The following is a 14127-nucleotide window of genomic DNA, read 5'->3' as shown; positions in this document are numbered from 1 at the left end:
CCTCCAAAATAAAAAAGCTACTTTTCAGTAGCTTCTGTATTGTTTTCTTGTGATTGATCAGTTGTGTAGTCTTGACCAGTTATAGTTTTGAATTCGTCAGCAGTCAAGTAGTCTTTTTCAACTGCGACTTTAACCATGTCTACCGTCCAAAGATTTCTATCATAAAACCCTTTGATTGCTTTGAAATTTGGAAATTTACGCATTTTCAGTACCTCCTTGTGATTGCATTAGTTGGAAACTTAGCTGACTGATGGTGTCGTCCATGTTGTCTACTTTAGTTTTTAGCTCATCTCTTTCTTGTTGAGTTCTTGAGCTATTTGCTTGCGCTTTCCTAAGCTCTTCCTGAGTTCTATCTAAGTCGTCAGATAGTTGTTTAACTCGTGTTTTCACTTGATTAATTTCATCTTCACTTGCGTCTTCCCAAACCATCGTTTGAGTGTTGAATTTGATCGCTCTATCAAGTAACTCTTCAGGTACTTCAACGGTAGTAAGCCCGTGTATTGCTTTAAATTCGGGATTTCCGTTTGTCCACTCTTTCCACACATCACGATTGATGAGTTGAATAGTTCCGTCTTTGTATGTTCGTGTCATAATTTGTTCTGTTTGCATAATTTAGTCTCCTTAATTTTAGTAAGTTGTGATTTTTAAAATTTGCATGTAATTGGAAGATGTTCCAGCCCCGTTACCACTGATTAAAATGCGATTAGCGGTATCGAAAGTAATATTCACATCTTGCGGTATGGTTGTGTTGTAATACTTAAACTGGCCATCACGAGGGTACCTATATTGCAAAGTGACAGTATTTTCTTCAAAGCATTCTTTTTTGGGCACTCTAATAACCACGCTTTTTTCTGACTCATTTTTGGTAATTTCAACGCCTGGTCGAGTAGAAGAACCGAAAGAACTCGTCTGAAAACCGTAACCATATGAATAAAATTGCATACTTAGTTCAACTCCATTTTTTAAGTATGTCAGATTATTTGATAGTTTAAGCGTTTGGTCGATATTTGTGCTGTATTTTTTTTCGCCATTTTCAAAAAGCATTGTTCCATCAGGTAAAGCCACCATGTAACCCATAACTGTGCTAAAAGAGCCATCAACATCGCCTAAAGCAAGACCTTGAATACCACCGCTGTTCATAGCATAAAAAGTTCCTAACTTAGCTGTTTTACTGTCGCTCATCTTTTGAGCTTGGTCTTCGGTCAAAATTTCAAGACTAGATTTACTGTCTGTGTAAGTCTTTGCTTCAGCGACTGCCATGTTTTTAAAAGCTAAATCCTTGTTATCAACTTCTGCTTTCTGATAGTAGCCCGACAAATCAGGTTTGGAGTTTTTTAACCCTCTGATGTCACTTTCAGCAGTCGTTACTCTACCACTTAAGTTATTTAAATCGTTTTGACTAGCTTTGCCATCAACTTTGCCACTTAAAGCGTTTAATTCGCCTTTATCAGCCTTTCCTGAAACTGAATCACTAGCACTTTGTGCCATTGCATAAGCGTCATCAGCTTTACGTTTAACGCTGTCTAAATCAATTCTTTCAATATCAGCACGAATCTCATCAAGCTTTTTGCTGATTGCTGGAACGTCTGAATTTTTAAGCTGGTTGATAGTAGATTGTGTACTATCTAACTGTGATTTTAGCTGTGATTTAAAAGTGGCTAAGTCGTCAGACAGTTGTTTTTTCTGCTGATCAACGGAGGCTTGATACTGGTTAGTTAAACCAGTTATTTTATTGTCATAACTAGCTTTTAATTTTAACCAGTCACTGTCTTTTTCTGCTTTTTTAGCTGACCACTCTGAGTCAATAGACTGCTTTTGTGATGTATAGTCACGTTGTGACTTAGTAAACCAATCATCGATTTCTGATTTCTTAGAATTAAAAACACCTTCCGCACTCGTGATATTTGAGTTGAAGGTGTTTTTTAAGGTATTTAAATTGTCAGTTAGAGTTTTAATATTGCTGTTTACTGATGTTTTTGTGTCTGATAAAAACTTAGCCATATCGCTAGTTAAGTTACTTTTAGTTAAGTCGACTTGATCAGTGGCAGTAGTTACCACATCTATAATTTGTTGTAGTTTCTGTCTACTTTCTTCTACTATAGTTTCCGCAGCAGAAATATAGTCAGATGATTTTTCGTCTTGTCCAGTCCTTGATAAAACTTTAATGGAAAAGTCAGAAGTGGTATCGATTACATTATCGTTGTACTTCAAGATGAAGTGTCCTTTTACTTCACCGGTAGCCTGATAGACTTCGGCTGGCAAAGTGTACTCAAAGTAACCATCTGACTTAGTAAAGTGGTCTTGATTTTCATCAAGCACGATTTTGCCATCAGGCTTAGTTGCTTCAAAGTTTAAGTTGATATTAGCTAGGTCTTTAACACCAATGTTTTTTGATGTTAAAACCACTGGTAAAACAATTCCTTTTTCGCCCTGACGAACAGTCTGCGATTTAGTGTTATAAATCACAGTTTTGTTGCTATCTAAAGGCATTAAATTTAAAGCCATATAATCACTCCTTTATTTTATTTTTGTATGTCACCCATAAAAGGTATTTTTCCGCCATCTAAGTAGAGGTGGCCGTCTGAACCGCTTACACTTAAAACGTGTCCGTTGATTGTGATACTTGTTGACGTGATGGCTACTGACCCCATGCTGTTAGAAACTGATAAACCGTAGTCGGTTGATAACACTGCAAAGTACTGACCACCACTAGACGACACATACACATCACCTGTGATTTGACCACCTCGTATGATTCCACCTTTAATCGTTGTCCCTTCAAGCAAGTTTCCATAAATTTCAGTAGCACGAAAACGCCCGGTATTATCGCCCAAAACGTTGCCACTCCAACTGAATCCAAGAGAATTAATTAGCATTCCATTTGTCGACTGAATCGCTTTTATAGGCGGTAGTCCAGGCACTGGTAAGCCATCAGAACCAATTAGTGTGATGGTGTCTGAATTACGTTGGGTCAGATAATTACTGATTTGTGACTGTGCTCTATCAACATCTTTTTGAATTTTAGCTTGATAGTCATCCACCTTTTTCTGTTGGTCTTTCAAAGCTTTGTCAGACTCTTCTTTTTGCTGGTCCAACTTTTCATCAGTTTCTTTTACTTGTTCTTGTAAGTCTTGATTTTTCTTGGACTGACTACTGATAAAATCTTTGACCACGTCTCCAAAAGTGGCATTTAAAACGCTGTCGTCTAACACATCTTTTTCTAACTTAATCAGCCTTAACTTTTTAGTAAAGTCATACTCTGTACTATATAAAGTCACACGATCAAACACAGACAGTTTGTTAATTTCTTCTTGTGTCAATCGTGGCTGTACTTCAACAGTCACTTTAGGCTTATCAAGTTCTTCACGTTCAAAGTAACCGTAGGAATCTGAAAAGTTATCAAACTTAACAGTTTTACCTCTCCAATACTTAAAAATCTTAAAAGGTTCGTTAGGTATCAGAGGTGGTCCAGCTTTGTAGTCATCGCCACTTGATTTATCATCTTTTTCTTGCTTATAAAGTGGAATCACTTTGTTGATAACTTCATCAAAATTATGTTTAATCCTGATTTCTTCAACATTTTTATCATCACGTAAAATCAAATCTGAATCATGACCACGGTTTTTAAGAAGCGACATTTTATTGAAGCCGTGTTGTAACTCCATTTTGGTTTGACTGAGTATATCTTCAATCAGTTTTCCTAGATTATCATACTCACCATCTATGCTGATAACGGTGTCTACATCTGAGTAAATGCTGAAATTACCTAGACCATCAACCAAAGTCATTGCAGTGGTTAGTATTTGTTGTGGTGTCCCGGTGGCTGTGATTTTGCCACCGTTATTAAAAGGAAACTTCATGTAACGATAGTCGTAAGCCTGGGCAGTCACGTTTATAACTGAGTTAACTTCTTCAACATCAAATATTTCAAAGATATCAGAACCGCACTTAATAAAGTTAGTTTCTTTAAGATACTGGGATAGTGGTGTGTGACTAGGATATTCAAGCTCTAACTCCAGCTTAACGTTTCCGTTCTCTTGGACTTCTTCAACTGTCCTAGCAGATAAAACATCTTTTAAAATCCCTAAACCCTGAGTGTTAAACTCTGCTTCGTCATTCTTATAAATCGCTAAATTCATACTACACCGCCAATCTTACGAACTTCTTAACCACTTCGTAGTGGTCAGCAGAAGTGCTAATATGGTTTTGCCCTTCATTGAAGAAAGGAAAATCAAGTCCAAGTGCTTTACTTGGTGCGGGCTGTCCGTTTTCGTCATAGACCGTACGTTCTTCGGTGTTGATGGTAATTTTACCGTTTACATTTACATACTGATACGACACATTGTTGACAGTCAACGACAGGCTACCATCCCCATACAGAGTTATTGTTGGTTCTGACCTTAAACTCGAAGTGTTAAAAATCGTTTGCTCACCAGTTAAAGTAACTGGATCAAGTGCATCTATAACGAATTTCATCGGATACACTGATAAAGTTAAATCTAGTGTGTAAGCCTTACCAAATGAACGCTTATTTTGAACTGTCACTTTATCCACTACTTTAGCTCTGTAGCTATGCTTGTCATCGAAGTAAGGTATGAACTCAACATAATCAGCGGTGTTAAACCACTCTGATACCTGCTCTAACCTATAGCTTTCAGGCTCACTCAAGAACACTAAACTAAGTGACAAGGTTGAGTTATCGTAAGTATCCTTACTCTGATATACCGTGCCATTCCTACCGCTAACTGTATAAGTATTAGTTCGCCTGATTGGAAAACTACGGTCTGGTCTACTTTGTATCACTAACTCATAATCCAGCGAGTAAACTCCGTTAAAATAAAAAGCTCCGTCTTTCATACTATGCACCTCCTAAACTACGTCTGCGGTTAAGATTTTCAAGCTCGTTTGCCATTACTTGGGCCCACTTTTTAGCTGTGCGACTGTCTAAGTCACCGTAAACAGTTAGGTTAAGGTTGACGTTACCAGCATCTGTATTCTCGGCGATAGCATTTCCTAATTTATTGAAGGTATCATTATTCAAAGGAATAACAGCTTCTGGTCCTGCTTCACCAGCTCCATGAAGTCCACCGGCATCATCTGTAAAAAGTGTAGGTTTATTCAAGATACCACCCTTAGCATGCCAATCAATAGCAAGGCTAGGGATTGAGCCTTTTAGCAAATCCCCAATCTGCCAGCCTGAAGGATTGATACCGAAGTGAGGAAGTGGAATATGAGGCCAACTGATTTTAAAACTAAAGAATCCTTTTATGGCATCAATCACACTTTTAACAATATCTCTTGCTGTTTCAATTGGTCCTTGAATGGCCGATTTAATGCCATTCCAAACACTTTCGGTAGTACTTTTAATCCCATTCCACACGCTAGAAATTGTTGAAGATACACCGTTTATAACGCTTGAAACGGTGCTTGAAATTGTGTTCCAAACTGTCGTAAAGAAACTGCTAATGCCATTCCAAACTGTCTGCCATGTGGTTGATATAACATTGATAGTTGTCGAGATGATAGATTGGATGGTTGCCATGAAAGTAGTTGCAAACGATACAATCCCGTTCAAAACGGTGTTAAAAACAGTTGATATACCATTCCATACAGTTTGCCATGTGGTGGATATCGCATTTATTGTTGTTGAAATTACTGCTGAAATTGTTTCTAAAATCGGTTGCACGAAAGCAACAATTGCATTCCAAATTGTTTGCCACGTTGTTGAGATAAAGTTCATAACATTACTAATAATGGTAGAAACAACATTTATAGCTGCTGAAACAGTGGTAGTAATCCCATTCCAGACTGTTTGAACAATAGGGCCCAATAATCCCCAGATTGCACTCCATATCCCTAAAATCACATTTAAGGTAGTCATTATAATTGTGGCTACTATGGCGATTGCATAAGTTATGATTGTTTGAATAACGTTCCAAACAGCTTGAATTATCGATACTATTGCATTCCAAATATTAGTCCAAATGCTTATACACATCTGTAAGTATGCAATGAATAATTTTCCTATTTCAGTGAAAATTTGTTGAAACCATGTTTTTAAACCATCAAAAAAGCTTTGTATAGACTTGATGAAGTTACTTACACCAGTTGTCATTCCATTCCATAGATTTTCAAACCATTTCCCTAGTCCACTAAAGAAATTTTTGATGTTTCCAACAACTTGTCCAATCCACACACCTAATCCAGCGAAAATTCCTTTAAACCACTCTACAATTGTTCCCCAGTTCATGATTATGGCTATAACTGCAGCAATTGCAGCAACAACAGCTAAAATGGGCCAGCCTACACTGGCTATTACAGGGATTAGTGCTGATAGTTTGCTAATAATGTCAAATTCTTTTATTGCTTTATAGGCGATACTTAAACTTTTAATAGTGGTTATAATACTGGTAATTATTGGTGCCAGTATAGCTAGTGCTGCACCTATAGAACCAACAGCGACTATTGCACTTTGAATACCTTCTGGTAAATTTCTAAACTTTTCTGCCATATCTTTCACAAAAGGTGTTAAAGCCTTGATAAAAGGTAAAACAGCACTAGAAATTGCTTGACCTAATTCAGACAACGCACGTTTTAAGTTTTGACTTTGAACAGCCATTTGTGCTTGTGAAGTACCGTCTAAAGCCCCCATTGTGTTTTTTAAGGTATTAGAAGTATCAGTAGCGCCGCCTTTTAGATCATCGAGTGATAATCTTCCTTGTTTAATTGCGGTAGCTAGACCTGGTCCAGCTTTATTTCCAAAGACTTCAGAAGCAGTAGAAGCAGCTTCAGTTACTGAGGTTGAGTTCTTGATTGCATCGTAAGTCTTTTGTAACCCTGCGTTGAAATCGCCACCGTCTTTAGTTAAGTTTTGTCTAGCTTTTCTAAAACCAGCTAAAACTTCATTACTCTCAACACCTGCTGCACTCCATTTGGCAATCATGCTGATACTACTTTCAACTGATAACCCCAATTCATGGAAGAAAGGAGCAGCACTAGAGACTGCACTTTCTAGTTCCCCAGTTTGGAATGTTCCTTGTTGATATCCGGCAACTAAAGCATCTAGGACTTTACCACTTTCGCTAGCCTTGATATTAAATTTATTCATTACATCGGCCAGGTTATTAGTGGCAGATGCACTATCTTGCCCTGTTGCTTTTGAGTAACTGATGATGCTTTTAGTAACGTTTTCTAATTCTTTGCCTTGCAAGTTAAAACGCTTAGTAACGTTTGAAATTGTGTCAGCAAGCACACCACTATCAGCAATCACCGTTGAACCGTAGATGTTATCAAAAGCCTTTTGCATGTCTTTAGCAGCATCACCGGTTTTACCGGTTTGTTTGATCATACTGTTTGATGCATTTCTAAACTCATCACCGGCAGAAGTAGCTTTGCCTGCCATTTGTTTAGCCATATCGCCAGCTTGTTTTAAGCCATCAGCCACAACCTTCATCTTTTGTGCAAAGGCTGAGCTTTTAATTTTTTGTAAAGCAGAGTTAGAACTGTCGCCCAGACCATCTAATTCTTTTTTTATTTGCTTAATTGAACCACCATCGTTGATACTAGATAAAGCTTTATTAAATCCTGTAAAGTCTTTTTCAGAGTCTGTTACAGCACGTCCAATTTTGTTGATAGAGTCTTTAATTTCGGTCGAACTAGCTTTACCTTCTCTAATTTTCGCAGTCATCTTAGGGCCTAACAGGTCTGAAAAATCATCAACTTTTTTACCTGTTGACTGGAAGAGTGCAGTAAGACGATTAGTCTCTTCCTTTAAGTTTTTCTCTTCATTTTGTGAAGCTTGTAGTTGCCCTTTGTAAGTATTTAACTTACTTTCAGTTGCAATTACTTCACGTTGAAAAGCACGGTACTTATCTTCGCCCAAATCACCAGATTTAAACTGCTTTTCTACTTGAGATTGTGCATCTTTTAAAGTAGAGAGTTTAGAAGAAGTATTACTAATTTGTTGTGAAAGTAACTGTTGCTTTTGTCCCAACAGTTCAGTATTTCCAGGATTGAATCGCAAAAGATTATTTACGTTTCTAAGCTCACCATTAACAGATTTAACGTTTTTTTCGGTCTTACTTAAAGACTGATCTAACTTAGTTGTATCTCCATTAAGTTCAATCGTAATTCCCTTAATATTTCCTGCCATATATCCTCCTTTCTAAAAAGCATCAATATCAGCTTGAGTAGCTTTTCTTTTTGTTTTGCCTGAGTCGTCTTTTTGCTTAACGTACTCAGCCATGTAATCTAAGACTTGTCCTATCTGCATTTCTGAAATTTCGGACAAAGAAAAACCCATTTCTTTTGTGATAAAAAGAAATGAGTCTGTATCAATTAATTCTTTTGATTGGTTTTCAGCTTCGACTTTTTTGTTGTTTTAAAAGTAGCTTCCATAAGTTCTGAAATCGCAGGTGTAACTTCTTCAAGTGGCAAGTCATCATAGTTATCAAGCCAATCTGCTAGTGGTTCGATGTTTTTGTCAGCTCCACGAGCAAAGCACCACAACATTTGATAGATAAGACTTAAATCGATTCGTTCAATCTCTTCCATAGATAATTCAGAAAAATCAGGCTCTTCACCTTCTTTAAAGCTTAAAGATTCAAACATCTTTGCTGTTGCAATTGCATCAGAAAAGAAGTCCTTTCCAAATTCACTTTTGTAAAAAATTACTGTAGCAGCACTCGATCTAAGTCGAATGTCACCACTAGTTGTGTTAATAATTTTTTGCATTAGTTTTTACCTCCTACTTGGTATTTAGGCATTTGGTTAAACCAGTTTTTATAAGTTTCAGATTCTGGGTTTGAGTTCTTCATTTTTGGAATTTTCGTGTAAGGGTCAGGAGCGGCTGTAAAAGTTAGTTCGTTACTTTGAACTTCCGCTTTATCTTCTGTAGTCTTCGAAGATAAAGATGGACGTTTAGCAGTTACGTTGAATAGAACATGTCGAGTGGCGTTAGCATCACCTTCAATTTGGAAAGTCATTCCAAAAGGCTTACTTTGTGCATCTGAAAATTCAACTTGGTTACCATCTGCATCCACTTTCTCGCCTAAAACCCTTAATCTAAATTCATCGGTAACATTGGCAATTGTTAATTTCCCACTGTATCCGTTATTTGTTGTCATATTGTGGAATAACAAGTTATCAGCATAAAAAGGAGTTGAATCTCCTTCTGGATCAAGCGAAAGCTCAACAGCACCAGGTAACGCAAAAGGTGTTTCATAGTTTAATTTAGTTCCGTCATCGCTAAGTAACGCAATTTGTACGTTACTTAGACCAAAACTTACTTTGTTTTGTGTCATAGTTAGTCTCCTTTAAATTGAGTAAATTTTTTCAAAAAATCTTTCTTCAGGAATCCACATATCTTCAGACACAGAAAAAGCGATACTGTTATTTGTCAGCACCGCTTCAATCTGTTCTTCAAGTTCTGGATTCTTTTCATCAAAGTAAAATTCAATGTGGTAGTTATGGGATTTAGAATAATTAACGTTATCAGCGATAAAATCACTGCGTGTATCTTCTAAAACCACTAAATAAGGTGGTTGAGGAACCTCTGTGTCGTCATCAGTACCACCTAAACTACCGTAAGCGACTGGTAGGCCAGTCTGTTTTAAAGTGTTGATTAGTGTTTTAAGTTCCAATATTTCTAATCTCTCTTTCAAAATTATCGTTAGCTAACTTTTCTGCTTTAGCAATGTGTGGCAAAGCTTTTGTTCTGCCGCCACTCCGTTTTTGGTGACCATATTCTAGTAAATGGGTAAGTGTGTAGAATTTCTTATTATTAACGATGATTGCCTTACCACGTTTTGTTTTAGTCCAACTCTTAGCATACTTACCTGTATGCTTAGGTGAATTGTTTTTAAGATAATCAACAGCTTTATCCGCCGATTCCTCAGTAGCAGTAGAAATAGTAGTTTTAACTTCATTTGAAAAACCGTTTAAAATCTGACTAATTTGTTCTTCTAAATTCATTAGTTAACCACCTTTCTTTCTACATACAGTTCTAGTTCATCGTCTGAACGTTGAAACTGGCGAACCACTGTATAGCGTTTTCCTTCATATATAACGATTGTTTCATCGTCATACTCAAAAGGATGAATGATAAAAAGAAAAGCAGGTCTGATGCCTGCCTGTGCTGCTTGATAAAATTCATTACGCATCATGTCTTTTTTATTAGCTTGGATTGTCGACAACGTTTCAGCAGCCTTACGGTTACCGTAGTCATCAGTTTTATGTGTCTGCTTAACTAAAATTAAGTCATCAGCCCAATCAAGCATTTTCATCACCATAAGTCTTAATCATTAAGTTACGCATACGGTACTCTAAGAAACGTGGCATAACACCTTCGCCACGATTTCTAAACTGCCATGCTGTGTAATCAATCAAGAAGGAATCAGCCTCGGAAGTATTAAATTTAATACCTTTACCCTTAGTTAGTTCTTCCTGAGTGGAATCTAAAACAAATTGCAAGTAGGCATCACGTTTATCAGTCGTGATACCTAAGTTAGCTTTTAAAAGTTGTAGTTGGTTCAATTAGATCAACTCCTTACTTTTTAGTTGTAGAATCTTGGTCCTTTTTAGAGTCAACAACTGTGTAATCTGCTGTATAACCTGTATTAGGGATTGATTTAATTTGAATCATTTTACCTGCATCTTCATCAGTCACTTTAATGTCTGAACGAATGGCAACACCAATATTTTTTGCAAAACGCTGTGGTGTGTCCCAACCAAGTGATACTTCAGCTCTATCAAAAAGAGTGGTATAACTACGTAGACTACCAACAAATCCTGCACCTTTGCCCAATAAATTATCACTAATCTTAACGATTGGAACACCGTCTACAGCTTTACCGGATGGAGCTTGAGGGTCTTTTTCTAACAAGTAATTACCGTTTTTGTCTTTTAATTTATTTAGAAAGTTAAACGCACTTTTAGTTAAGTAAATTTTTACTTCTGGATATGCTGGATCTAAGTCATCAATGACATCTTTGATTGCATCGAGGTCTTCTACTTCTTTAACTTCAGATTTTTTAATTGCTTGACCAATCATAGCGTTTTTAGTGTTTACTACACGTTGACTAACATGTTTTTGTAAAAAGTTTTCTAGTTGGTAAACGTCTTGCATTGCTTCAAAAGAGTACATGATAGAACCAGAACGTGTAGTCACATTCCACTTAATTGTTTTGTAAGCTTGAGTGTCAAGTTCTGGATGAGTGTCAAGCTCTTCTTTTTCATAAAGTCTATCAGTAGCGTTCTTTTGTACAAAATATTGACCACCTGACATTGGTACGTTTTCAACATTTACATATTGGGACAAGTCGTAAGATGTTTCAACAGCAGGGTTTAAGCTATATTGGATATCTTTAGGGATTAAAGCACCAAAATTTTCGCTATCAGTTTTGATACCTGATTTGTCTTCACCACGAGAGTGAATGAATTTCATTAAACCACGTAGTTGTTTTTCTTTTTCATTACCTGAACGGACTTCTTTAAAATTTTCTGTTGTTGACATAGTATCTTCCTCTTTTCTTTCTTGGGTAGTAGATCCAGAAGCATTACGTACTTCTTCCTCTAAATTTGCAACAGCACTTTCCAACTCTGTAACTTCACTTCTAAGTGATGTTTTAACTGCTTCAAGTTCATCTGATTCTTTAGAAATAGCATCTAACTCTTCATCAGTTTTAACTGCTGCAGCTCTTGTTTCAATTTCTTTTTCAGATTTTTTAAGCTCTTTTAAAGCACTACGTTTTTCTTCAAGAGCTTTATTTTTTAAATTTAGTCGTTGATTTAAAATAATTGGACTAGGCATGTGATTTCTCCTTTAATTGATTTAAAAGTTTATTTTTACGTGCTTCAAATTGACGTTGTTTAAAGCTTTCAACGTCTTTGCTACGAGCACTAATCTCAGTTGATGGATAAGCTGGGAAAGCAACCACACTAACTTCAAAAAGCTCAATGTCAGTCAGCGTTGAAATGGTGCTATTACCATTTGACGTGTAATCTTCATCGTTGATGTAGAAACCAAAACTGGCTTGTGACACATCGCCACGTTTGATTTTTGAGTAAATAGAAAGAGCTTCGGAGTCATCTTCGTTTACAACGATTTTGCCCCAAAGCCCTTTTGAATCTTTAGTTAAAGTAAGCGTTCCTGACTTAGTACGACCAAGCACTTTTGAAGTGTCATGATCATACAAAGCTCTAACATCTTGATTGTTGATATTGTCTGAAATTGCATCTGGCGAAACTTTTTCATAGAAGTCACCAAAAAGATTAGTTAATTCATCAAAGACCACAAAGTAACCTTCAATGACTTTCTCACCATTATCAGTTTCGGCAGTTCTGAATTTTGCATTATCAACTAAGCTAGTTCTTTTCTTGATTGTCATTTGTATCACCACCTTTCAATTTAGATTGGTCACCCAGTGCAGAGCTTGGAATGTAGTTTTCAAGTGTGATTAGTTCTTCCATATCTTCACGAGGCTCAAGACCTACCCAGCCACGTAGCTCGTTACGTGACATGGCGGTTCTATCAACCATCTCTTTACCTGAGTTAATCAGTTCTGAAATGTCGTAGGAGTAAAGGCTTCTTGGATTGAATTGGAAGTATAAATCCGGACTGTATAAGATATCTTTAGTCAGCGTTTGGGCTATCATCTGCCCGATTGATGCAATCTTTGTGTTAACAAAGTTATTGAATTGTTGTTTATCGAAGTTCCCTACGCTAAGTAAAAAAGGTGGTATGCCAAAAGCAGCGGCAATGGTGCGATTATCTAGTTCAACCGACTCATTCAAAGCAATATCTTTTAAAGAAAGTGGTTTAACTTGTTCAACCCCCATTCCTGCTGGAATTACCCACGGAGCTAACCCGTTAGCGGAAATAGTGTAACTATCGACCACTTTTTGTCTTGCTTCTTTACTTTTTAACGACTGGTCTTCAGCATCAACTTTTACAATTAAGTTCGGCATATATTTGCCACGCATGAATGTAGATTTGGTCTGTGCCGCTTGAGCTAAATTAGTAATGATAGGTTGCAACACATCACGAACAGAAGTGCCTATCTGCGGTACTGATGGGTCAGGATTAATTAAAAAATGAACTAATTGATCACTACTTAAATCTTCGTTTTTGTAGTTAATCACTAGTTCATTTGTATCTTCGCTGTATTTATAAATTACCCGTGACATATCGAGTGGTTGTAGCTCTGTTAGGTAATCAGAACCGGGTTGCACCACTATTCGAGCAATGGAATTGCCATCGCCATATAAGAAAAGGTCACGTACAATCTTTGTAATCCAACTCTTACGTGTCATGTTTTTTGCTGGACTAATATCGATCAACTTAGAAAGTCCATTGTTAACCCTTAAAGCACCTTTGTCCGTTGACTGCATCAGATGGATTGACATATTACTTACTAGGTCAGCCACCACATCTACTGCAGCTCGAACTTGAGGGTTATCCGCAAGCGTAGCGTGTGTGTTGTCACTTAGTAGTGTTTGAAAGTCAGTCATAGAAACTGTTCTATAAACCTGATTGACTGAACTTCTTTTTTCAGCCTTTTTAAAAGGATTCCACATTATTTTCACCTCCTTTAACCGAAGAAATCACTTGTATCAACTCTTAATTTAATATCTTTTAACATTTGAACAGCTCCGAAGACTGAAGCATCGAATAAATCGATACGATGATGACCACCATCTCCATCAATTTTTTCATATTGAATTGCATCGTCTACTTTTTCAATTGCTTTCACGTTAGCCACGTTGTACTCATAGGCTTCTGAGTGTAAGTAGTAGAACTGCTTGTTCTTAACTTTCATCTCAATTCTTCTAAACCCTTCACTCTTAACGTAGTAAAGCTGTGGCTGGTCAACCATCTTGAAGTAGTGTTGCTTCATCTTAATAAAGAACTCACGACCAAACTTTTTATCAAATCCAACACGCTTGATTTTGAAACCTTTATCACGCATGTCGATAAACCACTGTACAATGTCGTCATATAAAACCGTCGGTGTATTAGACATGGTTAAAAATCCGTCATCTTCCCAACCAAAAAGAGGAATACCATCTTCATCTGCCTTTTTATGGGCATTGGCTCGTGGGAAGAAAGCATGAGTAATTACGATATCA

General features: G+C 37.0%; 17 protein-coding genes. All 17 read right to left on the bottom strand.

Annotated elements, in window-relative coordinates; translation table 11 throughout:
- Nucleotides 1–17: 17 nt before the first annotated feature.
- Nucleotides 18–203, bottom strand: coding sequence for an XkdX family protein (locus tag R4Y45_RS07280; RefSeq protein ID WP_339970572.1), 186 nt, complete (start codon nucleotides 201–203; stop codon nucleotides 18–20).
- Complete coding sequence (locus R4Y45_RS07275; RefSeq protein WP_339970570.1) at nucleotides 196–609, bottom strand: hypothetical protein; 414 nt, start codon at nucleotides 607–609, stop codon at nucleotides 196–198. Before R4Y45_RS07275 ends, R4Y45_RS07280 begins: the two co-directional genes overlap by 8 nt.
- An 18-nt stretch (nucleotides 610–627) precedes the next feature.
- Nucleotides 628–2505: a BppU family phage baseplate upper protein gene (locus R4Y45_RS07270; protein ID WP_339970568.1), complete on the bottom strand. Its 1878-nt coding sequence runs from the start codon at nucleotides 2503–2505 to the stop codon at nucleotides 628–630.
- A 17-nt stretch (nucleotides 2506–2522) separates the two neighbouring features.
- Complete coding sequence (locus tag R4Y45_RS07265) at nucleotides 2523–4139, bottom strand: phage tail spike protein (RefSeq protein ID WP_339970566.1); 1617 nt, start codon at nucleotides 4137–4139, stop codon at nucleotides 2523–2525.
- A gap of 1 nt (nucleotide 4140) precedes the next feature.
- On the bottom strand, nucleotides 4141–4857 hold the full coding sequence (locus R4Y45_RS07260) for a hypothetical protein (protein WP_339970564.1): 717 nt from the start codon (nucleotides 4855–4857) through the stop codon (nucleotides 4141–4143).
- 1 nt (nucleotide 4858) lies between these two features.
- On the bottom strand, nucleotides 4859–8152 hold the full coding sequence (locus R4Y45_RS07255; RefSeq protein ID WP_339970562.1) for a phage tail tape measure protein: 3294 nt from the start codon (nucleotides 8150–8152) through the stop codon (nucleotides 4859–4861).
- Nucleotides 8153–8164: 12 nt separating this feature from the next.
- Nucleotides 8165–8302, bottom strand: a complete 138-nt coding sequence (locus tag R4Y45_RS07250) for a hypothetical protein (RefSeq protein WP_339970560.1) — start codon at nucleotides 8300–8302, stop codon at nucleotides 8165–8167.
- Nucleotides 8303–8337: 35 nt separating this feature from the next.
- A complete protein-coding gene (locus tag R4Y45_RS07245) occupies nucleotides 8338–8733 on the bottom strand; it encodes a hypothetical protein (RefSeq protein WP_339970558.1) in 396 nt (131 codons plus the stop codon).
- Complete coding sequence (locus R4Y45_RS07240) at nucleotides 8733–9302, bottom strand: major tail protein (protein ID WP_339970556.1); 570 nt, start codon at nucleotides 9300–9302, stop codon at nucleotides 8733–8735. The genes R4Y45_RS07245 and R4Y45_RS07240 overlap by 1 nt, the downstream gene beginning before the upstream one ends.
- A gap of 12 nt (nucleotides 9303–9314) precedes the next feature.
- Complete coding sequence (locus tag R4Y45_RS07235; RefSeq protein ID WP_339970554.1) at nucleotides 9315–9641, bottom strand: hypothetical protein; 327 nt, start codon at nucleotides 9639–9641, stop codon at nucleotides 9315–9317.
- On the bottom strand, nucleotides 9631–9972 hold the full coding sequence (locus R4Y45_RS07230) for an HK97 gp10 family phage protein (RefSeq protein WP_339970552.1): 342 nt from the start codon (nucleotides 9970–9972) through the stop codon (nucleotides 9631–9633). The genes R4Y45_RS07235 and R4Y45_RS07230 overlap by 11 nt, the downstream gene beginning before the upstream one ends.
- Nucleotides 9972–10283 carry a phage head closure protein gene (locus R4Y45_RS07225; protein WP_339970550.1) on the bottom strand — a complete coding sequence of 104 codons (312 nt, stop codon included), beginning with the start codon at nucleotides 10281–10283 and terminating at the stop codon, nucleotides 9972–9974. Before R4Y45_RS07225 ends, R4Y45_RS07230 begins: the two co-directional genes overlap by 1 nt.
- On the bottom strand, nucleotides 10270–10533 hold the full coding sequence (locus R4Y45_RS07220; RefSeq protein ID WP_339970548.1) for a phage head-tail connector protein: 264 nt from the start codon (nucleotides 10531–10533) through the stop codon (nucleotides 10270–10272). Before R4Y45_RS07220 ends, R4Y45_RS07225 begins: the two co-directional genes overlap by 14 nt.
- A gap of 13 nt (nucleotides 10534–10546) precedes the next feature.
- Entirely contained in the window at nucleotides 10547–11809 is a 1263-nt protein-coding gene (locus tag R4Y45_RS07215) for a phage major capsid protein (RefSeq protein WP_339970546.1), read from the bottom strand.
- The gene (locus tag R4Y45_RS07210) at nucleotides 11802–12386 is read right to left on the bottom strand and encodes an HK97 family phage prohead protease (RefSeq protein ID WP_339970544.1); all 585 of its coding nucleotides are present in this window, start codon (nucleotides 12384–12386) and stop codon (nucleotides 11802–11804) included. Before R4Y45_RS07210 ends, R4Y45_RS07215 begins: the two co-directional genes overlap by 8 nt.
- Nucleotides 12364–13575 (bottom strand): phage portal protein, encoded by a 1212-nt coding sequence (locus tag R4Y45_RS07205; protein WP_339970541.1) that lies wholly within the window; start codon nucleotides 13573–13575, stop codon nucleotides 12364–12366. Before R4Y45_RS07205 ends, R4Y45_RS07210 begins: the two co-directional genes overlap by 23 nt.
- Nucleotides 13576–13589: 14 nt before the next feature.
- Nucleotides 13590–14127: terminase TerL endonuclease subunit (locus tag R4Y45_RS07200; RefSeq protein ID WP_339970539.1), on the bottom strand; the 538-nt coding region annotated here is incomplete at its 5' end.

Origin of the sequence: Holzapfeliella saturejae, from assembly GCF_037546065.1 — a bacterium.
Classification (GTDB): Bacteria; Bacillota; Bacilli; order Lactobacillales; family Lactobacillaceae; genus Holzapfeliella; species Holzapfeliella saturejae.
Note: the sequence above shows the minus strand (reverse complement) of the source record. Positions and strands in the feature narration are given on the sequence as shown.

Excerpts from the sequence above, each read along its gene's own strand:
- R4Y45_RS07280 (WP_339970572.1), bottom strand. The coding sequence starts at position 203 with ATGCGTAAATTTCCAAATTTCAAAGCAATCAAAGGGTTTTATGATAGA.
- R4Y45_RS07275 (WP_339970570.1), bottom strand. The coding sequence starts at position 609 with ATGCAAACAGAACAAATTATGACACGAACATACAAAGACGGAACTATT.
- R4Y45_RS07270 (WP_339970568.1), bottom strand. The coding sequence starts at position 2,505 with ATGGCTTTAAATTTAATGCCTTTAGATAGCAACAAAACTGTGATTTAT.
- R4Y45_RS07265 (WP_339970566.1), bottom strand. The coding sequence starts at position 4,139 with ATGAATTTAGCGATTTATAAGAATGACGAAGCAGAGTTTAACACTCAG.
- R4Y45_RS07260 (WP_339970564.1), bottom strand. The coding sequence starts at position 4,857 with ATGAAAGACGGAGCTTTTTATTTTAACGGAGTTTACTCGCTGGATTAT.
- R4Y45_RS07255 (WP_339970562.1), bottom strand. The coding sequence starts at position 8,152 with ATGGCAGGAAATATTAAGGGAATTACGATTGAACTTAATGGAGATACA.
- R4Y45_RS07250 (WP_339970560.1), bottom strand. The coding sequence starts at position 8,302 with ATGGGTTTTTCTTTGTCCGAAATTTCAGAAATGCAGATAGGACAAGTC.
- R4Y45_RS07245 (WP_339970558.1), bottom strand. The coding sequence starts at position 8,733 with ATGCAAAAAATTATTAACACAACTAGTGGTGACATTCGACTTAGATCG.
- R4Y45_RS07240 (WP_339970556.1), bottom strand. The coding sequence starts at position 9,302 with ATGACACAAAACAAAGTAAGTTTTGGTCTAAGTAACGTACAAATTGCG.
- R4Y45_RS07230 (WP_339970552.1), bottom strand. The coding sequence starts at position 9,972 with ATGAATTTAGAAGAACAAATTAGTCAGATTTTAAACGGTTTTTCAAAT.
- R4Y45_RS07225 (WP_339970550.1), bottom strand. The coding sequence starts at position 10,283 with ATGAAAATGCTTGATTGGGCTGATGACTTAATTTTAGTTAAGCAGACA.
- R4Y45_RS07215 (WP_339970546.1), bottom strand. The coding sequence starts at position 11,809 with ATGCCTAGTCCAATTATTTTAAATCAACGACTAAATTTAAAAAATAAA.
- R4Y45_RS07210 (WP_339970544.1), bottom strand. The coding sequence starts at position 12,386 with ATGACAATCAAGAAAAGAACTAGCTTAGTTGATAATGCAAAATTCAGA.
- R4Y45_RS07205 (WP_339970541.1), bottom strand. The coding sequence starts at position 13,575 with ATGTGGAATCCTTTTAAAAAGGCTGAAAAAAGAAGTTCAGTCAATCAG.